Origin of the sequence: Marinigracilibium pacificum, assembly GCF_012926615.1 — a bacterium.
Taxonomy (GTDB): domain Bacteria; phylum Bacteroidota; class Bacteroidia; order Cytophagales; family Cyclobacteriaceae; genus Mangrovivirga; species Mangrovivirga pacifica.
Map to the genome: position 1 here is coordinate 1 of NZ_JABBNU010000006.1, position 23,882 is coordinate 23,882.

Annotated in this window: 10 protein-coding genes; 4 read left to right on the forward strand and 6 right to left on the reverse strand. The window is 35.7% G+C overall.

Annotation, left to right across the window (positions count from 1 at the left end):
- Positions 1-738: 738 nt before the first annotated feature.
- On the reverse strand, positions 739-1,317 hold the full coding sequence (locus tag HH304_RS10235) for a PhnA domain-containing protein (protein WP_169681058.1): 579 nt from the start codon (positions 1,315-1,317) through the stop codon (positions 739-741).
- Between the two features lie 250 nt (positions 1,318-1,567).
- Here HH304_RS10235 and HH304_RS10240 point away from each other — a divergent pair, with 250 nt between their 5' ends.
- Positions 1,568-1,930: a single-stranded DNA-binding protein gene (locus HH304_RS10240; RefSeq protein ID WP_169681060.1), complete on the forward strand. Its 363-nt coding sequence runs from the start codon at positions 1,568-1,570 to the stop codon at positions 1,928-1,930.
- 259 nt (positions 1,931-2,189) lie between these two features.
- Here the strand turns inward: HH304_RS10240 and HH304_RS10245 are convergent, their stop codons facing one another.
- Together HH304_RS10245 and gcvT are read right to left on the reverse strand one after the other, a co-directional pair.
- The gene (locus HH304_RS10245) at positions 2,190-2,897 is read right to left on the reverse strand and encodes a 2-phosphosulfolactate phosphatase (RefSeq protein WP_169681062.1); all 708 of its coding nucleotides are present in this window, start codon (positions 2,895-2,897) and stop codon (positions 2,190-2,192) included.
- A gap of 3 nt (positions 2,898-2,900) precedes the next feature.
- Positions 2,901-3,992 carry a glycine cleavage system aminomethyltransferase GcvT gene (gene gcvT / locus HH304_RS10250; RefSeq protein ID WP_169681064.1) on the reverse strand — a complete coding sequence of 364 codons (1,092 nt, stop codon included), beginning with the start codon at positions 3,990-3,992 and terminating at the stop codon, positions 2,901-2,903.
- Positions 3,993-4,606: 614 nt separating this feature from the next.
- Between gcvT and HH304_RS10255 the strand changes: the two genes are divergently transcribed.
- From HH304_RS10255 to HH304_RS10265, 3 genes are read left to right on the forward strand one after another with little or no spacing between them, the layout of a single operon-like run.
- Positions 4,607-8,131, forward strand: a complete 3,525-nt coding sequence (locus HH304_RS10255; protein ID WP_169681066.1) for a discoidin domain-containing protein — start codon at positions 4,607-4,609, stop codon at positions 8,129-8,131.
- A 41-nt stretch (positions 8,132-8,172) separates the two neighbouring features.
- Positions 8,173-14,349, forward strand: a complete 6,177-nt coding sequence (locus HH304_RS10260; protein ID WP_169681068.1) for a S8 family serine peptidase — start codon at positions 8,173-8,175, stop codon at positions 14,347-14,349.
- Between the two features lie 36 nt (positions 14,350-14,385).
- Complete coding sequence (locus HH304_RS10265) at positions 14,386-20,586, forward strand: S8 family serine peptidase (RefSeq protein WP_169681070.1); 6,201 nt, start codon at positions 14,386-14,388, stop codon at positions 20,584-20,586.
- Between the two features lie 50 nt (positions 20,587-20,636).
- Here the strand turns inward: HH304_RS10265 and HH304_RS10270 are convergent, their stop codons facing one another.
- Genes HH304_RS10270 through HH304_RS10280 form a run of 3 tightly spaced genes read right to left on the reverse strand, consistent with a single transcriptional unit; the run spans position 20,637 to position 23,846 of the window.
- Positions 20,637-20,948: an antibiotic biosynthesis monooxygenase family protein gene (locus tag HH304_RS10270; protein ID WP_169681072.1), complete on the reverse strand. Its 312-nt coding sequence runs from the start codon at positions 20,946-20,948 to the stop codon at positions 20,637-20,639.
- Positions 20,945-21,553, reverse strand: a complete 609-nt coding sequence (locus HH304_RS10275; protein ID WP_169681074.1) for a ribonuclease HII — start codon at positions 21,551-21,553, stop codon at positions 20,945-20,947. Before HH304_RS10275 ends, HH304_RS10270 begins: the two co-directional genes overlap by 4 nt.
- A 19-nt stretch (positions 21,554-21,572) precedes the next feature.
- On the reverse strand, positions 21,573-23,846 hold the full coding sequence (locus tag HH304_RS10280) for a TonB-dependent receptor (RefSeq protein WP_169681076.1): 2,274 nt from the start codon (positions 23,844-23,846) through the stop codon (positions 21,573-21,575).
- Positions 23,847-23,882 lie beyond the last annotated feature (36 nt).

Below are 23,882 nucleotides of genomic sequence, written 5' to 3' on the forward strand. Positions count from 1 at the left end.
CACAGAAGAGTTATCATCATGTGGTAAATTATAAAACCATTCTTTTCTTGTATCCAACCACAATTCTCTACCTATTGGCAAGTTGTTTTTCAACTTGTTTAAAACTGTCTCAATCTCTTTACACTTTATATTTGTCTGTGAAAATGTTCCCATTTTAGATTTCTATTATGGTTGCAGCTAACGAAGGAATAAGCGCGACTCTATTGCTCTTATTTCCTTTATAACTTCGTTGTTTGTTTTGTTAATAATTCCCTTTAAAAATTCTAAAATAGCTCTTGGTTGAATAAAATCAAATATTTTCTTAATAAATACCCCTTTGTAAACGTATGTAACTATAGAATTTTTAATTCTGTATCTAAACGTTTACAACCGTTTACGATCGACTAACTTTTGATGATGTAATCGGTTTACTTGTTTTCTGGTAATAAAAGCTCCAATTCACTCTTTACAAAAATCTGTTTTAACAAAATGTCGCGCTCGGCATTCTCCTTTTCCTGCTCTTTTACCTTTTTATTATTTTGAACTAGCCTACTTTCTGAATTTCAATCCTTTTTGTCTGTCTTACACCAAATAATTAATGTAGATCTCAGGTTCGCTGTAATTCCTATTGTCTTTATTCGCTTTTTTTGAACTCGAAAGGTTCCTTTACTACTCCTTTCAATATAGTCTGATAATCTTTATCAGCCGTGAGATTAAACGTATATATACGTATAATAAACGTTTAATCTCACGCTTAATTTATTTCGTTTTCTTAACGTATTTGGTCAATATTACGATCTGCTGGCCATTTACTTTTCCTTCTATCTGCTCTGCGTTATCATAAACCAGGCTAATATTTCTTACGGCTGTTCCTCTCTTTGCTGTAAACCCTGCTCCACTAACCGAAAGGTCTTTTGTTAATACTACTGTATCTCCTGCTTCAAGTGTTACTCCATTACTATCTTTATGAACGACACTTTCTTCACTGCCCTGCGATTGGCCAGCCTCAGCCCAGCTTTTAGTCTCTTCATCCAGATATAGGATGTTAAGTAAATCAAGTGCCCAGCTTTCGTCTCTTAATTTATTAAGCGTACGCCAGGCCATTACCTGTACAGCCGGCACTGTACTCCACATGGTATTGCCTATACTACGCCAGTGATTGATGTTTCCTGATACCGGATCTTCAATATGCTCCAGGCAGGTATTACATATTATTATGGAACTGTCAACTTCGCCTTCGGTTGCCGGTGGAACTGTATAGATGTTTTCGGGGTTGCTGGCTTCACACAATTCACATTTGTTTTGACTGCGGACTAATAATTCTTCTTTGATTTCCATTGTTGTTTATTTTATGCCACAATTTACTGCTTTTTACTAGTTGGATATTGATTTTGCCTCCAAAAAGCGGTTTTAATCATGTTTTATTGTCATTCGGAATTCAGGCTATCCGTTTGTAAACGGTTGTAATCGTTTGTAAACGAAAGTAAATGGAAAGTAGCTGTTTATATTTTTTTATTGCCCAAAAAGCTCTTTTCATTTGTAGCTCAATCAATTAACATTTGTGTTCAACCATAAAAACATACTAACTATGAATTCAATTAGAAATCGTGTGCAGTTAATCGGAAACCTTGGAACTGACCCTGAAATGAAAGAGTTTGATTCAGGAAACAAAATGACAACGCTAAGTCTGGCTACTTCAGAATCTTATCTTAACGCAAAAGGTGAGCGTGTAAATGACACGCAATGGCACCGAATTGTGCTTTGGGGCAAGCTTGCTGAGATAGCTGGCAAATATCTGTCAAAAGGACGTGAGGTAGTGATCGAAGGTAAATTAATTCACCGGTCATACGAAGATCAGCAGGGTAATAAAAGGTTTATATCTGAAGTAGTTGCCCAGGATCTTCTAATGTTGAATGGAGCTAAAAAAGAAGCAGTTGCTGATTTGGATTAATCCACTTTGAATACCAATTGTTTCATTCAAAACACGCTCCGGTTCAGGGGCGTGTTTAATTCTATTATTGCATGCTTCTCTCCAGCAGTTAAACTTATAGATACTGGTTTGATATTATCGGCACTATTTGATCGATATAAATAGCAACGAAAAGCAAACAATATGGTGTCAGTCCGGGCGTTAACTAATTGAGCTGTTTTCAATTAAAAAACCGGACATTATCCTGTCCGGTTTCTTAACATATTATTCCTTTAAAATTCTATAGTTTGATTAGCTCTTCACCTCTCAATACAGGAATTTCAGTGTATTTATCTATTTCAAGACAAAACTCGATGTCTTTACCAATTCCGATTTTCTGTAGTCTGCTAACGTGCGATGATTTCTGTACAAAACCCAAAAGATCACTCTTTGCAGCCTGATACATCTTTTCCATCATCAATGGCGGATCACAAGCACTTTTGTGAGTTTCATTTAGTGCTTCAACCAATGCGCCGGCAAACAGTGAGTCTTCCATATTGACTTTGCCCTTCCATCCGGCACAAAGTATCAATACATCATATGGACTTTTCTTGCAATGTTCAGCAACAGCACTCAGGTTAAGGAAAGATCCGATGATTACTTCACTCGCATTTTTGCTTTTATTGATAGCAACAGTGCCATTTGTAGTGGTAACCCCGATCTTTTTTCCTTTGTATTCTTCATTCATATAGCCAAATGGAGAATTACCCAGGTCAAAGCCTTCCACATGTTTTCCATTACGCTCACCAGCAATGATGTATCCTTTTTCTTTTAGTTTTCTACATTCTTCGAGGTCAGCCTTTGGAGTTATACTTTTAACACCATTTGCAATACCTGCTGTCATGCATGATGTGGCTCTAAGAATATCCACCACTACAACTAATTTGTTTTCAACCGGATACAGGTGTAATAATTCCGGAGACAGACATACATCAATCGTTTTGCTCATTTTTTATCCTTTATAAAGAGGTAGTTTTTCTACTATTGCTTTCAGCTTTCTGTTTCTCACAACAATAAAGATTTCTGTACCTGCAGTAGCATTTTCTTTAGTGACATATCCGAGTCCGATACCTTTTTCAAGCATAGGAGACTGAGACCCTGATGTTACTATTCCAATTTCGTTACCATCAGCATCTTCAATCAAATAATCCTTTCTAGGGATGCCTCTGTCTTCAAGAATAAAACCTACAAGTTTTCTGGATACTCCTTCTTCTTTTTGCTTCTGAAGGTTTTCAGAATTAATAAAATCTTTGGTGAATTTGGTGATCCAGCCTAATCCTGCCTCAAGAGGAGAGGTGGTGTCATCAATATCATTACCATACAGACAGTAACCTTTTTCTAGTCGAAGCGTGTCACGGGCACCAAGACCAATAGGTTTGATGTCAGCATCTTTACCGGCTTCGAAGATTGCATCCCACAATTTCAAGGCATCTTCGTTTTTAACATAAAGCTCAAATCCACCTGATCCGGTATATCCCGTTCCTGAAATGATTACATCATCAACGCCACCGATAGAGCCAGTGGTAAAGTGGTAAAATTTCACTGATGACAGGTCAACTTCTGTTAACTTCTGTAAAATTTCTGTTGCTTTTGGACCCTGAACGGCAAAAAGTGAATAATCATCAGACTCATTTCGAAGCTCAGCTCCAATAGACTTATTATATTTACTTATGTGAGCGAAGTCTTTATCTATGTTACTTGCATTTACAACAAGTAGGTACTTTTCATCACCAAATCGATAAACGATAAGGTCATCAACAATACCACCAGTTTCATTTGGAAGGCAGCTGTATTGAGCCTGTCCGTCTACCAGTTTGGAAGCATCGTTTGAAGTAACTTTCTGAATCAGTTCAAGGGCTTTTGGTCCTTCAACCCAGAATTCACCCATGTGTGATACGTCAAAAACTCCTACGCCCTCTCTTACTGTTTTATGTTCTTCAATGTCAGAAGAATAACGAACTGGCATATTATATCCGGCAAAAGGCATCATTTTAGCACCTAATTGCTCATGAACGTCATTTAATGCAATTTTTTTGAGCTCCATGTTGTTTGTGTTTATTGAAAATCGCCGTAAAGGTATAAAAAATGAACAATTCTATTTCAGGAATTTTACTTTTAACGCTTGTTTAAACAGTAATTGGTAACAATTATTTAATGTCTAATGATTGCATTTAAAAATTATTTGTCAGACTTTCGTGAAATAATCTTCTTGTTTTCGAACTATCAAATACTCGAATCCGTTAGTATTTAAATCTAAATAAGATACTCATATCGGCATATATTCGGATTGATCCCATTCAACTCAGTTGTTTTTCTGGATATTGGTACCTTTTAAGGAAGGTACCGCCGATTCTTTTTTACTAATTCCAGAATTAATTTAATTTTTTTTTAAAAAGTGAAAACATTTATAACCCTTTGAGGTTTAAAAAGATAATTAAACTGTGGTGTGGTATAGGTTTAATTTTCATGATGGCTGAGAAGCTAACCGCCTGAGTGGTAACAGGCGGTTTTTTTTTGTATTATCGGTACGTATTCTTAAAATAGTGATATATTTTAAGTAAATTGTATAAGAATTAGAGAGCGCCTTTCATACCTGTTTTTCAGGGTTACATTTTATTACCAAAATATTAATCATTATGATTCTTAATGCCCCATATCATGAAACTTTCAATTTTACCCAATCTAAAATCCCATATAATTATCTTATATGATGTGTTGTTCTTGTCTTGTGTTCTTTCATTAGTTAATGTCGTAAATATTTATGCCCAGCAGGGAGAAAATAAAATTGAACTTCAAGCGACAGGCAATGAAGTAATGTGGAATGAAGGAAACGATGCTGAATCGGTTTATTCCTTGAAATTTAAAAATATCACCTCAGAAACTACTACCTACCAGATTAAAGTTGTAAATGATGTTGATCAACCCGATTCAATAGATGGTCAATATGGAAAATTGATTTACCAGACTGATTATGTGTTTTTAGACACTGGAGCTTCAGAATTCGAATGGTATGAAATCGTTAGTAATGAAAATTTGATTTGGGAACTAGATATCCCGGGAGGTAAGTTTGATCCTCCACCGACTCCAATAAAAGAGTTAATAAATAATCCCGGAGAAGAAGATTTTTATTTTCCTTTTTTTGGAGAAGTTATTTCATTAAGAGATTTTGCTTTGGCTGAGCAAGGAGGTATAGGTTATTTTCCTGAAAAGGATGGAGACTTCTTTTCTTATGAATATCCTGTAGATAGTTATTATCCTGATGGATTTATTTACCCATTGCTTTCTGTTGTGCCTCAAATATTAGAAGTATATTATAAAGAATATCCCGATTTTGCTGTTATACAATTCTTTTATAAACTTTGGTCTCGACCTGATGATGATTTTATTTATCAAATTAAGGTAAATAAAAATGGGGATATCAAGTTTTTATATAAGCTTATGGAATTTAGCCCTACTTGTAATAATGTTGCAACTTTTATGGGACTGGAGTCATTAGATGGTATTCGTACTCATAATAATGAAACACCGGGACCTTATTGCTTTTATGATGAAAAAATTGTTCTAGAAGATATATCTGTTTCCTATAATTATTTACCTCAGAGAATTTTATATCCAAATATTAAATCAGTAACACTTAATCCGGGAGAAGAAACTACCATCGATTTTTATCCTAGAAAAAATCTGGGCCCCGGAAACTATACAACTAATATTAAAATTTCAGATGATAACTCTGAAATATACCAGATTCCAATCTTTGCAACGGTATATTCAAATGAAGTTGAAATATCTACCTTGTCTAAGATGATTTGGAGATCAGGTTCTATTACATCTGATATGCTTGATATTAAAATCAAGAACTTAATAAATGAGGAAAGAAATTTCATTATTCGTTCTGATTTTTCATTTAGTAATCAAGGTGCCACAGATAAATTTATTGTTTCAGATAGAATGTATTTACCATTTGATACAGATGATTTTTATATTGGGAATGAGGTTGGGAACAACAAATTTTTGACTAAAAATTATATCTTTCCTAATATAGTTATACCAGAAAATAAACTTGATTACCCCGGTTTTTACACTGCTCTTGGAGGTAGTTATGCCCGATTCGGTGACATCTTAAAATATAATAATAGACAGGATAGTACCTTTAAATTTACTTTCTTTGATGAAGAGGTTCACCTCAAAGATTTTATGCTTAGTGAATATGGCTATTTTGCTAACTATAATCCTCCTCCAGGACAATATTATCCTCCTTATGATTTTGATCCGGGTGATATGTCTGAGCCAAATGGAATAATCGCTCCATTTGTGGGTGAAATTACCTTTAATCCATCTGATAATTTATCGGGTATTTTTTATGATGAATTGATAATTGAAGGTCAAAAAGTTGCAGCGATTTATTTCAATAGGTTTAAACCAGATGGAAGTGAAACTATATTGACCTGCAGGTTATTGATTTTACGAAACGGTGATTTTATAATTGAAAAGGCTGGTAATTTTGATGATTTCCCTTCCATTAGAAAAACAGCAGGGATTGAAAGTAAGGATGGAACTGAATATGCTTATAGAAATATGGATCCGACAGTCCAGTTTGATAACAACAGGATTTTTATTTTCAGAGATAGATTCCCGTTATTTGCTCCACTAGTATCAACTACCGCTGCTAATGCTACAGAAATGGTTCAAATGAATCCGAATTTTAAAGCAATACCTGGTTTGCATAATGTAGCTATTTACCTTGACGAAATTGTTGGCAATGACACAATTCCTAATGTTGCAAAAACCAGATTGCAAGCTGATGTGCTCACTGTAGATTGTGCTCTGACAGATCAAAATTTAAGTTTAAACAGTGATATAAGTGCCAGTTCAAGTGCAGCCTCCTGGTGGCAACCAGACCGGATGATTGATGGTGCCCAGAATACTCGTTGGTCAACAACTGCAAACCAGGCGGAGATTATTGTCGACTTGAATCAAGATATTAATTTGGATGAGATTAAAATTTTCTGGGATTATGCAAGAGCTAAAAGTTATTCTGTTTATTCAAAACTAATCGATACTGACGCCTGGACATTGATCTACTCAGATATGAATAATTTAGAGGTAAACAACCTGCTATTATTCACTGATGTTTCTTCGAGATACCTGAAAATAGTATGTTCCGTTCCGTTTACAACCTATGGATATTCAATTAAGGAGCTGGAAGTTTATGGAGGTTGTTTGACAGAGCCTATCGTACCTGCCAGTGGAGAAATTTTCCCATTTACTCTCAATTTGAAACCAGGAGATGAAGTTCAATTGATAGCTAATGTAGTTGACAGCAAGGGAAATGTCATTGATCAGCCTGATGGAGAGTGGTTTACAAATAGTGGAAATGTAAATGTTGATGTAAATGGTTTATTAACTGCTTTGAGTCCTGGAGCATTTACTGTAGAATATCACATTGGAGCTTTAATATTAACCCGGGACGGTTTTGTCTCTCCCGATGATTGTGCGATATCTCCGTCTGATAACCTTGCATTAAATATGCCTTCATTTGGTTCAAGCCAGGAAGGTCAGTTCTTCGAGGCTAAAAAAGCCAACGATGGAAACCTCTCTTCCAGATGGTCTAGCAGATATGCAGATAACCAGTGGTATTATGTTGAGCTTGGTGACGAATATGAAATTTTTGGAGTAAACATTGTCTGGAATTATAGTGCAGCCAGTTCTTATGAACTTCAATACAGAAATAGCGAAGGTGTGTGGAAAGTATTTTATCAGGATTTTGATGCTGATGGCGGAACTGATGTTTTAAAATTTGAAACCGGTATCATCACTGACGCCATCCGTTTGTGGGGATTTGAAAGAAATACATCTTATGGAATTTCAATACATGAATTTCAGGTATTTGGAAGTTGCCCTTCTACAGGAGCTTCAAGTGAATTGCTGTTAACCGGGGTGTCTGCTTACCCAAATCCGTTAGGACAAACACTTCAGCTAAAATTAAATACAGAAAAAACAGAAAAATATCAATTAAAATTGTACGATAGTAATTTTAATTTGTATTTTAACGGCGAATTTGAGTTAGGAATGAATCCCATAGAACTTCCCATCAATATATCGACACTTCCGGTTGGTGTTTATATTCTAAAAATGGTAAGCAAAGAGGGAGTGTCAACCAGTATTAAGCTGGTGAAGGAATGAGAAGAAATTTGTTAAGTTAAGTATTAGTATTTTTATCAATCATGAAAAATTCTACCACTATAGCAGATAGAGTGAATTTGCTCTATCTGCTTGTATTTTTTATTTTTTTTAATCAATTGGGTATAGCCCAGAATCACTGCGAAAAAGGAGTTGTCAACATTAAAGTGTCTGAAGAAATGGCTGTGGAATTATCACAATCACTTCAGAACCATAGAGCAGTGGTTACACGATTTGGCGTTCCGGAAATTGATGCTGTTTCAGAAGGGTTTAAGTGCTCTTCGATCAAAAGGTTATTCCCTTATAACCCAAGATTTGAAGAAAAACATCGAAAGTATGATCTTCATCGCTGGTTTACAATAAGAATTGATAAAAGTATCCCTATTGAACAAGCAATTCATGATTATGGCGAATTAGAATATGTTGAGATTGCCGAGCCGGTTATGTTACCGGTAAGCTATGATGTAGAAGAGTCTTCTTTCGATGCATCTAAAACAGGATCTCTGCCAACAGGTAATAATGATCCGTTTTTTGGATTTCAATATTCTTTTGAAAATGTGAACAATCCAATAGGTGGAGATGTATCAGCATTGCTAGCCTGGAAACAAAGTACCGGAAATCCTGATGTAATTGTTGCGGTTATCGATGGTGGAATAGAACAAACACACCCTGATCTTGCGCCTAATTTATGGATAAACGAAGATGAGATACCTAATAATGGTATTGATGATGATAATAATGGATACATTGATGATTATAACGGGTTTGGGTTTGGAGAAAGAACAGGAGAATACACACCAAATAATCATGGAACTCATGTAGGAGGAACTGTTGCTGCAGCTACCAATAATGGAATTGGGGTAGCCGGTATTGCCGGAGGTTCTGGTACACTTCCTGGAGTGAAATTAATGTCATGCGCCGCATTTAGTCCGAACGGTACAGGCGGTTTTCAGGAAAGTTTTGTCTATGCAGCAGATAATGGAGCCGTAATTACCCAAAATTCCTGGCGATTTTTAACACCAAATATATACATCAAATCTTATGAAGATGCGATAAATTATTTTATCAATGAGGCAGGTAATGATGAATTTGGAAATCAGGTTGGTCCGATGGCTGGTGGTCTGGTAGTCTTTGCTGCCGGGAATGAAAATAGCGGAGAGCAGTTTTTTCCTTCGTATCTACCACAGGTAATTGCGGTAGCCGCAACTAATAATGCTGATGTAAGAGCTGGGTTTTCGAATTATGGAGACTGGATAGATATATCTGCTCCGGGAGTTAGTATTTTAAGTACGGTAACTGGTAATAATTATAGTTATTTTTCAGGAACATCAATGGCATGTCCACATGTGTCAGGAGCTGCAGCTCTAATTGTTTCATCATTTGGTAAACAAGGCTTCACCCCCGAAAAAGTCAAAGCATTATTGTATGGATCAGCAGATAATATTGATCAAGTAAATCCTGAATTTGAAAATCAACTTGGCTGGGGAAGACTAAATCTGGCATCATCATTAAAAGCAAAAGTTTATAATGATCCTGCTATAAATCTTTCAAGTGATATTTTAGATATTGGTAATATACCACTTGGCTATAATGAGGAGCTTATAATTAATGTTAGAAATATAGGTTTACAGCCACTAAGAATTTTATCAGTTGAAACAATAAGTGATGCGTTAAAATCAACTACTTTTCCAAGAAGCCCAATTGCTGTTTTTGATAAAGATTTTGTTAGAATTAGCTTTACTCCCAATAAGGTCGGGCCATTCAATGAACTAGTTGTAATAAAATCTAATGACCCTCTAATTCCATCAAAGCAAGTTACAATTACAGGAAATATATTGTCTTCAGCTGTACTTGAATTAAAAGAAAGTTACCCTGCGGTAGAGATTGATAATAAAACCATAGATGAATTCACTTTTGAATTTGCGAATGTTGGAAATGTTAAATTAGAATATAAACTTTCATTAGTAGGCCCACAAGGCGAAGGGTTTCCGATAAATACTATTGTAAATACTACCGGACAAACACCGGTGAATACATCAGACCAGGTGAGAATGAAAATCGATGCCCGGGGTGTACCTCGAGGTACCTACTCATACGGTGTCAGGTTTGAAACTAACCAGTTGGGTGGAAATGTTGATACTTTGTTTTTTGATGTCAAAGTATTGGGTCCGGAGTTAACGATTACTCCTACTGCTTCTTTTATTAAGGTTGCTGATAATCAGCCTGGTATGCTTGAGTTTGAGCTGAAGAATATTGGTGAAACTAATGTCCGGTATTCAGTCAATATGTTACCGGGTATGAGTTTCAATGAAACAGATACTGCAAGTAAATTTGTTACTGCAACAGGGTTTGAAGTTGATAATTCCAGTGAATATTTGGAAGAATGGGCCAGCTCAATCAATGGAAATTGGACTATTAATGAAAATAGCCCAAGTACAGGGAGAAAAGCTCTTTATGGTAAAATTGATTCCGGATTCGGATTAGGGATTAGAACAAGTTTTACTCCCCCAATAGGTGAATCTTATGTTTTAGAAATGGATTTGAAAATTTCAGAAGGAGCATCATGGATGGTATCGTTACCAGCAACAAATATTGGTGAGTTAAGAAGGATCATTTTTAATACATCTGAAAATAAACTGGAATTAAATATATTTTATGGTGATCTCATCGAATTGGATTATGAATATCCGATTGGAGAATATTTCAAATTAGCTATTGAAAATAACGAGTTTGGAAATGAGCATCGGATTTATATCAATGGAGATTTAGTATATACTTTAACTAATGATGATTTCCTTGAAGGGCTTGATCTTCCCAAAAACATATTTGGGGTTTTTATAGCTGCACTCAATGAATGTCAGGGAGGGTGTGAGGTTTATGTAGATAACTATCAAGTTTATAAAGGAGCTTACAGATCTCTTGATAAAAGTTATTTTGAAGGTGAGTTAGCTTCAGGTATGCTATCTACAGGTTCATCAAAGTTGGTCTCCATTCCTTTTGAGAGATTAAATTCCGGATATGGATATTATTACAATGATATAAAGATTGATTATTCCTCAATGGAATTAATACATTCTTTGGTAACACAAGTAGAAGGTAATCCTTCCTTTAATGTGAGTTTTGATCAAACAGATTTTGATATTTATTATAACTCAGATAGCACCATCTATTTTGATATAGAAAATACAGGGGGAAAGGATTTGATTATTTCCACTTCAGTAATTGATAATGAGGAATACCCGTTTACTCCAAAGCAATCTGTTATATATGAAGAAACTTTTGATTCTCCCTATTTACTTGATGGCTGGGAGCAAGTAGATAATGATGGCTATGAAGGTTATAATTCAAAATGGGTATTGAACCCCGGAACCTACCATTCCAATGACGATCCTTCTTCATGTCTGGTTGATAATTATATTGGATTATATGACACTCAGTTTGGAGGCAAAGCAGACCTCATTTCCCCGGGTATTAAAATCCAAAATGAAAACACTTATTTAACATTTAGTGCTTCCTTTTTCAATTTAATTGGAAAGGCTTCATTTGAAGTAAATATATCTGTTGATGACAAAGCTTCCTGGACACAGGTACTCTATTGGGATAATTGGGATGTACCTCATTACTGTGAAGAAGTCAAAATTTTATTAGATGATCATGTAGATCCAGGCGATATTGTTTATGTGAAATTTTCAGCGGATATAGGATATGCCAGTTCTGTTGCAATGGATAATTTTAAAATTGTTGAAGAAAATAGTGTAATTATTCTAAACAGTTCATCTAAATATTTACCTGTTGGAGCCAAGACTAAAATCCCTTTAAAATTTAATTCACGTGATATTGATGATGGTTTGTATAGTAGCTCTGTTAGTTTTTTCGATTTTCAATCCGGAGAAACATTTAGTCAGGATTTAAATATCAGGGTTCTGACTCCGGGTGAACTTTCGGTTAATATAAATGAATTTAATCTTGAAATAGAACAGGAGGAAGTTGTTACTAAAGAGGTTGAATTTACAAATACTGGAGAAAGTCCATTAATATTGAATTTTGATTATAAGCTACCTAATCAGGATAATCTTGTAGATATTCAAAATCTCTTCTCGGTAAATTTTGATGAATATCCGGTCGGAGACTTGAAACAAAGCACCAGAATAAATGCCTCTTCTTCAGCTCAGGTAGGTGATGTTTCTCCATACTCAGGAGAAAAGCATCTAATATTAAATTCATCTTCTGAAGAAGATTACTTCAATACTAAATTATCGAAAATAAATCTTGACAAACAGGATAGTGTAACCTCGATATCATTCTTTTATAATTTTGATAATGCACAATCTGTTTCCCTGACTTTATTTCCATACAACATACCAAATACAATAATGTATCCACTTGTTGAGATGGAGAAAGCCTCTGTAAGTTTCAGACAGCTACCATCATCTACGACAGTTGGGTCCCTGGATTATCCTGGGTACAAGCATTTTGTATATAGCTATAACAGGCTTACCAGGGAGAATAAAATTTATATCGATGGAAGGTTAATCATTAATAAATTAAACTATTCAAATCCAGTTGAAGCTTTTGCGATTAATGAAAAACGGCCACAATCTAATTCCGGATATCTTTTGTTTGATTCAATCAGGGTTGACAATGGTAAAGCTGCCATGCCAACGGTAAGGGTTGAAAAACGAAGTATATATTTAAATCCTGGAGAGTCCAAAACTCTGCCGGTAATTATCGATGCATCCCGACTTAAAACCGGTACACTTTTAGAATCATTATCCGGAAATTATAATTCATACAATCAGGAGAGTTTTATTCTTCCTGTAAATCTGAATGTTTCTGAACCGGAGTGTTATCTGAATTCAAAAACAAATCAGGTGATGTTGGGGACACTAAAAGCTAGTTCATTTAATACAGAGTGGACTCAACCTGATAAGGCAAATGATGGAAAGTTTGTTTCAAAATGGGAATCTGACACTAATCCGGATCAATATCTGGAAGTAGACCTTGGAAAGGTAAACATGATTAAAAGAGTTCGGATATTATGGGGTACAAATTATGCTTCTTCATTTGATGTATATGCCAGATCCGGCTTAACTGATGATTGGACGAAAGTGTTGAATATCCAGGGACATACTAGTCGGGAGTTTGAAGAATCTTTGTCAAATGAGATTGAAGCCCGATATGTTCGAATCAAAATGAATACACCGGCAACTATCCACGGTTATGCCGTACATGAATTTGAACTATTTGGTGGTTGTGCTACCGGAGTTCCGGTTATATCTGAATTAAAAATAATTCCTGAATATTATTCGCTCAAAGCTGGTGAAACCATGCAATATCAAGTTGAAGCTAAGGATCAATTTGGGAAAACATACACTCCGACAAATATCATTTGGAGTGCAATTGGTAGTGCTGAAATAGATGAGTCAACAGGTTTATTAACCGGAATTTCTGATGGTGAATATGAAGTTATGGTAACAGTTGATGGCGTGTCTGCAACTGCCTATGGCACCGTCATCAATAATGATTGTAAAGTTTCTTTGGTTGGCAGCCTGTCATTAAATAAGTATTCAGCAGCATCTAGTGATCAAGGCGGATCTTTTGTTGCTCAAAGAGCAAATGATGGAGATATTTCAACAAGCTGGAGATCAAAATATGCCGATAACCAATGGTGGTATGTTGAATTAGGAGATGTCTATAATATCCACGAGGTCAATGTTGACTGGGGTGTGAATTATGCCACTTCCTATGAATTACAATACCGTGATTCCGAAGGAGTATGGCAGGTATTTTATAAAGATTTGAATGCCAATGGAGGGCTTGACGAGCTTAACCTGGATGGTAGTGTTAGTACAGATGCTATCAGGCTTTGGGCTTTTACCCGTTCAGGCTCATGGGGATTTAATATCGATGAAATTGAAGTATATGGAGTTTGTTCTCCTGAAAATATTAGTGGTGTTTCTTCTGTTACATTTAACCTGACAGCATATCCAAATCCGTTGGATGGAGTACTGCAAATTAAAGTAGGGGAATCTTATAATGGTGAATACAATGTGTGGTTGTATGATAGCCAGTTTAATACGGTTTACAATGGAGAAGTTGAATTAAGTGCCAACCCGGCTGAATTACCAATGAATGTAAATACCCTGGCACCAGGAGTCTATTTACTTAAACTTGTTGATTCAGAAGGGTACTCTACAACTGTCAAGTTGTTTAAGGAATAGTACCTCGATAAATTAACTACTGAGTCCCTTAATGTCGTGAAAAAATTTACTCATGTCCTCAACCCGGCATCAATAATTTTGATGCTGGTTGTTATTCTATTGCCTGATTTTGCCTTTGGTCAGGATCATTGTAAAAAAGGTATTGTCAATATTAAAGTTTCCGAAGAGATGGCTGACCAACTGGAAAGTACTCTTAACGCTGCGGATAGTTCTTTTGCAGTTTATTCAGGAAACGAAGAACTGGATGCTATGTCCAGCCAGTTTAAATGCCGGCGTATTTCCAGGATGTTTCCATATAACGAGCGTTTTGAAGCTAAACACAGAAAATATGGATTGCACAGATGGTATACAGTTTTAATTGATTCCGGAGTTGCAATCGCTGATGCTGTGAAAGAGTATGGTGAACTGGAATTTGTGGAATTTGCCGAGCCCGAATTTGAAACTCAGCTTGTTGATGGTTCATTCGAACCCATTGTTGTTGAGAGTGAATTTATTGCGCCCTTGATATCCTCTCCTAATGATCCATTGTATAATAACCAATGGCATTATGTCAATACTGGTCAAGGTGGGGGTGTACCAGGAGCAGATATAAATTTATTGAAAGCCTGGAGAACAACTACCGGTAACAATGATGTGATTGTATCAGTCCATGATCAGGGAATTGAATCGACCCATGAAGATTTATCTGCAAATTTATGGGTAAACGAGGATGAGATTCCCGGGAATGGGATCGATGATGATGGAAATGGTTACATCGATGATGTTAATGGTTATGGTTTTAGAGAAAACATTGGGAATTATACTCCGGGAAACCATGGAACTCACGTAGCAGGTACCATTGCTGCTGTAACCAATAATGGCAAAGGAGGAGCCGGAATTGCTGGAGGTTCTGGTAATGGAGATGGCGTAAAGGTTATGTCTTGTGCTGTGTTTTTAAATAATTCAGGATTTAGGTTTCAGCAAAGTTTTGTATATGCTGCTGATAATGGCGCAGTAATTTCTCAAAATTCATGGAGTTATAATAATCCGGGAATATTTGTAAGGTCAATTGCTGATGCTATAGATTACTTTATAGCCGAAGCCGGTAAAGATGAATTTGGAAATCAGTATGGAAAATTAAACGGAGGTATAGTTATCTTTGCTGCGGCAAATGATAATGATTACAGACGGTATTTTCCAGCATCCTATGAGCCAGTAGTTGCAGTTGCTGCAACAAGTGGGAAAGATAAAAAATCATACTATTCGAACTATGGTGACTGGGTAGATATTGCTGCTCCAGGGGGTGATTTTTGGGAAGATAATATGATATTGAGTACTATCACGTCTAATAGATATGCTTATTATCAAGGAACCTCCATGGCATGCCCACATGTTTCCGGTGCTGTTGCCTTACTTGTATCTGCCTATGGTAAAATTGGCTATTCCCCGGAGAGAATCAAATCTCAATTGTTTAATTCAGCAGACGATATTTCCGATAAGAATCCTGGTTATCCATTTCAATTAGGTTGGGGAAGGCTTGATGTTGGAAACGCAATGAAACAACAAGTTATCAAGAATCCTTATGTCTGGTTGTTTGATTCATTATTAGACGTAGGCTCTGTGATTAATCTGCCATCAACAGAATTTCAATTTCATCTGGCTAATAGGGGGATTAATGAATTAAAAATAGAATCAATAACTTCAAGTAATGGGATTATTCAAGATCAATACTTTAATAATAATCTTATTAGTGTTAAAGCGTTTGAAAGAAAAAGTTTAACCTTCAAAGGGAGTACAGAATTTATAGGGGCCTGGGTAGATACCTTGATTATTAAAACTAATGACCCGATTAACTCTGAAATGAAATTACCAGTTAAGGGTGAATTTCTGACTCCTCCAAAGATGATAATAGTAAATCCTCCTTCTCATTTAGTTGTTAAAAATTCCGAGGATACACAGAGTTATTTTTATTTGAAAAACGAGGGTGGAAATAATCTGGAGGCTTCAATTGAATCAATTAATCCTCCTTCTGGATCAACTCGCCCTAACTTGAATTTAAGTATAAGTAATCCTCTTGAAGTTATAGTTGCTCCTGGTGATTCACTAAAAGTTGAATTCACAATTAATTCAACCTTTAAAGACAGAGGTGAATATAATTCTGAGATAAAAATCATCTCAAATGATCCGGAAAATGAAAATTTGGTTTTGCCTGTAAGTATTTCATTAATAGGACCTTCTGTTGTTTTTGATGCCGATAATTTTGAAGATAAAGTGACGACAGATGGAATAAAAATTTATTCTACAACGGTTACCAATGTAGGTGAGATCGGTACAGAAATTGAATTTGGAAAACAGCCAAGTGAATTCTATAATGGATTTGTAAAAGGAATCGATTATATCTACGGAACAGGTTTTGAAAAAAGAAGCAATCTGGTTGGAAATCGTGATAAATTTATAACTAACTCTTATTGGAAGGTTTCATCAATCAATCCATATACGGGAATTAATAATCTGCGAGGAGAATTTAATACCGGTGAATCAGGGGGTATAACACCTCGATTATATACTGTTCCTATTGGAAGGAGGGATTTAGTTATGGAATTTAAATTTTCCATAGCTAGTGGAAATAAGTGGATGTTTGTATTAGCCGACAGGATTAGTCCGAATGAAAACCTTACTATTGATTTGGAAGCCAAGAAGATGATTCTTGATAGTTATAACCTCGATGCTATCGAGGTTGATATTGATTTGCAAATGAATCAGTACTACCATTTAAGAATTGAAGCTACAAATGGTCATCATAATTTAAAAGTATTTATCGATGATGTTTTATACCTTGAAAGTGAAGAAGAAGACAGGTTTAAATTTTCAGAAGTAGGGTTTAGTTTGCCAGAACCATGCAGCGGTAATTGTATAATTGATATAGATGATTATAAAATTTATCGAGGTGAATATAAAAGCTTCGATTATGATCAGATTGAGATCGTAAGTGAAAAAAGCTTTCTAAATCCTGGTGAATCATCTAATGTGGAGATTAAAGTAATTGGTTCAGGCCATGATTATGGTGAATATTTTAATGATGTATCGGTTGATTATAAAGTTGATGCTGGTTTGTTTGCCTTAAGAACATTGATTTATGATCTGCCATCTGTAGATATTCAGGTGAATAATAATGCATCGGTCTATTATCAACAAGACACCACCTTAATGTTGAATGTCAAAAATACCGGTGGGACAAATCTTCTATTATTTACTGAATTTGCTGACATATTTAATTCTGAATTTCAGAAGAAACAGAATTATTTGATCAATGAAAATTTCGAATCACAAAATCCCCCATTAGGATGGGAAGTAAATGCAATTAGAGGTTCTTTACTCTGGGGTCCTGTCGGGAATGTATATAATAGACCTGAGCCCACAGAAGAATGTTTGATAGATGATAATGATATAGGAATGGATGGTTATGATGGCTTTGGTAATTCTGAATTGATTTCTCCTTTAATAAGCTATAACGGTGGCGATTTATATCTGGAATATGATGGAAGCATGACTAACTTATTAGGCCGAACCTCTCTGATTCTGAGCATAAAACAAGAAGATCAAACCGAGTGGACCGACATATTAGTTTGGGATGATTACTTTCAGGATTATAGTTGTCGACACGTGAAATTTAATTTGAAAGATTATTTACCAGCCGGTAAAAGGTTCCAATTTAGGTGGGTTGGCGATCAAATTGATTATGCGTCAGGAGTTAGTTTAGATAATATTAAGGTATATAGCGAAGGAAGTTCATTAATAAATAATTCCTTAGGTGTTATTTCAATTCCTATAGAAGGAGAAGTGGATCTGCCTTTAAGTATTGATGCAATAGGTTTACTTTCAGGTGAGTATCCTGTTGAGATGCACTTGTTTGATTTGATTTATGATCTTGATACTACTTTAAACTTTGATTTAACTGTATTAGAGCCTGCCAAACCGATACTTAAAAACACCAGGTTCCAGACTATTGTAGAGCAAGGAAGAACGGTGTCAATTCCACTAACAATTGAAAATTCTGGAGAGAGCCCCTTAGAAATTGAGATGCCATATGAATTACCTGTTGTAGATAATAATTTTGATGTCGGAGAAGTAATATTTAAAATGGATCCTGATCAATGGCCTCTGGGTGGGTTGAAAAAAGCCGCGGGAATTGGATTGAATGAAGGAGTTACGATTTCTTCTTTAATGCCATACTCTGGTACTAATCATATTATAATGAATGGTAATTCTAATTCAAATATTGCAAGCTCTGCTTATGTACCAATATATTTTTCAATTGATTCCCTGACAAGCATTTCCATGTTTGTGAATTTTGATTCAGCACAAAGTTCTTCTATCAATATTCAATCTACCAAATTAAGAACTCAAAGTGGAAAACCATATTTCAGGGTTGAAGATGGAGAGTTGTTTTATGTGTCTAATTCCGGAGTGGAGGCAACAGGCGTCAGAGTAGGTAAAGGGTATCAACAATTAGTATTCAGTTATAATCCTTCAACGAAAGAGAATAAACTTTTTCTGAATGGTAATGAAGTGTTTAATAGAGTTGAATACAATGAACCAATTAAATCATTAGCAATATCGGCTAGTAGTCAGGAACAAAATTATTTAAATATCGATGACATCATGATCAGGAATGGTCATGCATTAATGCCTGTTATAAGGCCGGATATCTTAAAGCTCAAGGTAATGCCTGGAGAAACAGCAAATGTCAATGTGCTGATCGATGGTTCATTGCTTAATAAAGGCGATTATCAAAAAATTATACCGTTGTTAGAGTCTGGTGTTCTTAATGGAACGGATACTGAAAACTTGAATTATGAATTTTCGATTGTTGAAGCGGCCTGTAATTTGTCTTCAATAACTAATCAGTCCTTCTTGGGCATATCTTCAGCAACCTCTTCAAATTCTGAATGGCAGCTGCCTGATAGAGCTAATGATGGTTTGGTTTTCACAAAATGGCAATCTACTTTCGACCCTGATCAGTATTATGAAGTTGATCTTGGCAAGGTAAACATGATCGATAGCATTAGAATTCTATGGGATTTTAATTATGCTTCATCCTTCGAGATTTTAGTGAGATCTTCCGAAACTGATGAATGGACTACTTGGTATTCAACTTTTACGAATACTTCAAAATTAACTGAGTTATTACTTCCACAGACTACAGCGAGATATGTCAGATTGAAACTAAATACTCCTGCGACAATGTATGGGTATTCATTCTTTGAGTTTGAACTGTTTGGTGGTTGTGCCGAAGGTGATCCTGTACTTACTTCAATCCATATTAATCCTGAATACTATTCTCTCAGCTCAGGAGAAAGTGTGCAATATGATTTTAAAGCAAAAGATCAGTTTGGAAATGAATACATTCCTTCGGTGGTATCCTGGAATGCTACTGGAAATGTAGATATTGATTCTGAAACTGGCTTGTTAACTGGTATTGCCGATGGCAATTATCAGGTAGAGATCATTGCAGATGGTGTTTCAGGTTATGCTAACGGGTCTGTGGTAAGTTCTGACTGTGAAGTATCTCTGGTGGGAAGTCTTTCTTTAAATAAATCATCGACAGCATCCAGTTTTGAAAGTAATGCGTTTAATGCAGGCTTTGCTAATGACGGAAACACTGCTACAGATTGGAGATCGAAATTTGCTGATAACCAGTGGTGGTATGTTGAGCTTGGCTCTACTTACAATATCCATGAAGTAAATATTGACTGGGGAGTGAATTTTGCTACCTCATATGAACTTCAATACCGTGATGCTGATGGAGTCTGGAGAGTGTTTTACAAAGATTTAAGTGCCAATGGAGGTATTGATAAGATCGGTTTTGATGGCTCTGTGAGTACAGATGCCATAAGGTTGTGGTCATTTTCCCGTTCCGGACCGTGGGGATTCAATGTAAATGAAGTAGAGGTATATGGGGTGTGTACTCCAGATAGCCAGTTAGAAACTGCTTCAGCTGAAATGGCTGTGCTTCTGTATCCAAATCCACCAGAAGATGTTGTAAACCTTCGCCTGAATAATAATAAGGAGGGTAAATGGACAGCAGAGCTTTATGATGCACAATTTAATTCTCATGGAGAAGTAGAAATAAACCTTAAGGCTGGTTCTAATGTTGAGCTACCATTTAGAATGGGAGGGCTTTACAGAGGAACATACTTCTTGAAATTAACCGATTACGACGGTGAAGTGACTGTTTTGAGAATATTAAAAGAATAATTGATTGGCCCGGTTGTTTGGCGGTCGTTCCCAAAAGGAGCGGCCGCTCTTTATTTACCGTAATCTCTTTCTACTTTCGAGATTCTTAATTTGAAATCAGCATACCAGGTAGTTCTGCCTTTTTCCCTTGCGATAGTATGTTCGCTATGAAGTTTCCAGTTTTTTATCGATTCAAGATCTTTCCAGTAAGAAACTGTAATGCCAACTTCATTTCTGGCTGATTCTAACCCGAGAAATCCCGGTTGATCTTTCGCAAGTTCAACCATTCTGTTAGCGGTATCTTCATATCCATCATTATCAGAACTAAGAACTGATGTGAATATTACTGCATAGTAAGGTGGCTTTGGTGTATTTGCTATCATTTTTCTTTGAACAAATCTAATTGTCTGGGTAGTAACTGGAAGCTTTTGCGATGTAATGGAGTAATTCCATATTCTCTGATGCCATCACGATGCTGGCGTGTTGGATAACCATAATTCTTTTCCCATCCGTAATATGGATGCTCTTGGGCATATTCCTCCATTAAATTATCTCGATAGGTTTTAGCTAAAATAGATGCAGCAGCAATCGAAAAGTATTTTGAATCTCCTTTCACAATGCATTCGTGACTGATCGAAGGGTAAGGAGTAAACCTGTTTCCATCTATAAGCAATAAGTCAGGTGTAGTCTTTAGCTGATCAACAGCTCTATGCATCGCAAGGAAAGATGCTTTCAGAATGTTGATTTTATCGATCTCTTCAGGCTCAACTATTGCAACTGCCCAGCTAATTGATGCTTCTTTGATTTCACTGACCAGAGAATCTCTGGTTTTTTTATTTAGAGCTTTGCTGTCAGTAAGTATTTTGTGATCAAAATCTTTCGGTAAAATTACCGCACCTGCAACTACGGGGCCTGCAAGGCAGCCTCTGCCAGCTTCATCACAGCCAGCTTCAAATTTTGTATCTTCTGAAAAATATGATTTTAACACCTGACAAAACTATAATATTTTAATGAGAATGCGAATCTGCAAATGGTAATTCCCACTTCAATCCAAGGTAAAAGTTTCTTCCAGCTACCGGACCATAATTATATGATGTGTCAAAATTATCCGCAAAGCCCAATGGAGCATCAACTGATTCAGTTCCCGAAATAGGTGAATATTTTTGTATATAGTTGAAAATATTGTTTACTCCTCCATAAATTGAAAAGTCATGATTAAATGATTTTTCAATCTTTAAATCAGCGACCAGATAGGCTGGAGTCCATTGCGGACGAGCAACAGGTTCACCAGATTGACTAATGTCATAGGTCAATGGCATCCTTACCGGACCGTTAAGTCTTAAATTTAACCCCGAGGTAAGTCCAGCTTTTGACATTTTATATGAAATAGAACTTAGTGCTGTCCACTTAGGTGAAAATTCAATGGAAGAATATTCATTATTATTGATTTCATATACTTCCTGGATATTTATGCCCTGGTTCAGAGTGATGCCATTGTGAAAGTCTATCACATTTGAAAGGTTTATTCCTCTGGAAACAAAATAGCCTTGAGTATTTCGATATATTATTTCTCCGGGAGTATCATAGTCAGGTGTGATACGATTAGAAAACCGTGTGTAAAACATGTCCACGTCAAACATGCCCTGATTATTATTAAAAGTATAAATATGATTAAAGTTTAAAGCTATGTTATATGATTTTTCAGGGTTAAGATCTTCTTCTATTACAATCTCTCGTTGACCTGAAACAAATGCATGATCCTCTGTAAATAGATTAATGATTCTAAATCCGGTTCCAAAGCTCAAGGAGGTTGAAGTTACCGGACTGAATTTTTTCTTTACATGTAACCTGGGTGAAGGGATAAGACCATTTAGTGAAAAATAATCTAATCTTAAACCTCCTAATATTTTCCACGAATCATTAATTGACCATTCATCTTCAATAAAAACTCCGGGTACAAATTGAGTTGAAGGGTCGTTTTCAATGCCATTTGAAGAATTGCTCTCAGTAGCTACTGTATTATCATCATAATGATTATACCTGAAGGTCAGTCCGGAAATGAATTTATGATTATCTGCAGAAAAGTTTTTAGTTAAATTGACAAAGCCTGTGTGTTGGGTAGCTTCATATAAATCACTGCCATAATAACTGTTTTGATCATGGCTGCTAACAGAAAAATTTATATTCAGGTTTTTGATATTTGCAAATTCATAATCGCCAAAAAACATAAACCTTTTTGTGTAAATGCTCTCACCATAAATCGAATCATTTCCTCTTGTTTCACGGTAATTATTATGAGTAAGGTAATCTTTAACACCGTTTCTGCGATCTTCATAATATACCTGCGCACCAAGTTTAAATTTATTATTGTTTTTTTGATTAATATCCCAAAGTGTATACATGGAGATCCTGTCAAGGTCTACCATATCATTAAATTGATCATCATTAACATCTCTAAAGTGACGTTTATGACCACCATTTATTGCAATGACACCATTTGTTTTACCTAAACGGGTAGAATAGATTCCATTTGCATAAACTTCTCCAAAACTGCTGCCCATAATATCAAAGGCTAATTTTGGAATATGATATTGATCTTTTGTGATTACATTAATTACCCCGGCCATTGCTTCTGATCCGTATAAAGTAGATGCAGGACCTCTGACAACTTCAAGGCGCTCAATAATACTTGTCGGAATACTGTTTAGTCCGTAAACACTGGCAAGATTGCCAAAAAGAGGGGTGCCATTAATAAGTATTGCTGTGTATGAACCCGGAAGACCATTTATACTTACCGAATTAGTATAGCAAACTCCACAAGCAATTACTTCATTCACCCCGTTAATCATTTTAAATGATTCCATTAATGATGATCCCCCCGATGGAATAAACTCTTCTAATTGTCTGGATGATATGACTTCAACTTTTACAGGAGAGTTTTTTCTGGTATTAGGCATCATTGAGCCTGTTATTGTTACTTCATTAAGTCCAAGGATATTTTCTTCAAGATTTACCGATATTTTATCACCTGGTGAGACTTCAATTTCTTTGGCCTTAAATCCAATGCAACTTACTATTAACGTTAGGTCATTATGTTCAGTAATATCTAAACTGAAATTTCCATTTTCATCAGTTACTGTTCCGGTTCCATAAGTAGTTTTAATTGTTGCGCCAGGTACAGGTTGCCCTTCGCCGTAAACAATACCACTTATTTTTTCAGTCTGTCCAAAACTGTAGAAACTTATTAATAATGTGATAATCAGTAGTTTTAGTTTACCCATAAGGTTATTCTAAATCTTTAATTTAGATTATTAAAA

What these genes read in the sequence shown, in the direction of transcription:
- HH304_RS10235 (WP_169681058.1), bottom strand. Translation starts at nt 1,317, where the DNA reads ATGGAAATCAAAGAAGAATTATTAGTCCGCAGTCAAAACAAATGTGAA.
- HH304_RS10240 (WP_169681060.1), top strand. Translation starts at nt 1,568, where the DNA reads ATGAATTCAATTAGAAATCGTGTGCAGTTAATCGGAAACCTTGGAACT.
- HH304_RS10245 (WP_169681062.1), bottom strand. Translation starts at nt 2,897, where the DNA reads ATGAGCAAAACGATTGATGTATGTCTGTCTCCGGAATTATTACACCTG.
- gcvT (WP_169681064.1), bottom strand. Translation starts at nt 3,992, where the DNA reads ATGGAGCTCAAAAAAATTGCATTAAATGACGTTCATGAGCAATTAGGT.
- HH304_RS10255 (WP_169681066.1), top strand. Translation starts at nt 4,607, where the DNA reads ATGAAACTTTCAATTTTACCCAATCTAAAATCCCATATAATTATCTTA.
- HH304_RS10260 (WP_169681068.1), top strand. Translation starts at nt 8,173, where the DNA reads ATGAAAAATTCTACCACTATAGCAGATAGAGTGAATTTGCTCTATCTG.
- HH304_RS10270 (WP_169681072.1), bottom strand. Translation starts at nt 20,948, where the DNA reads ATGATAGCAAATACACCAAAGCCACCTTACTATGCAGTAATATTCACA.
- HH304_RS10280 (WP_169681076.1), bottom strand. Translation starts at nt 23,846, where the DNA reads ATGGGTAAACTAAAACTACTGATTATCACATTATTAATAAGTTTCTAC.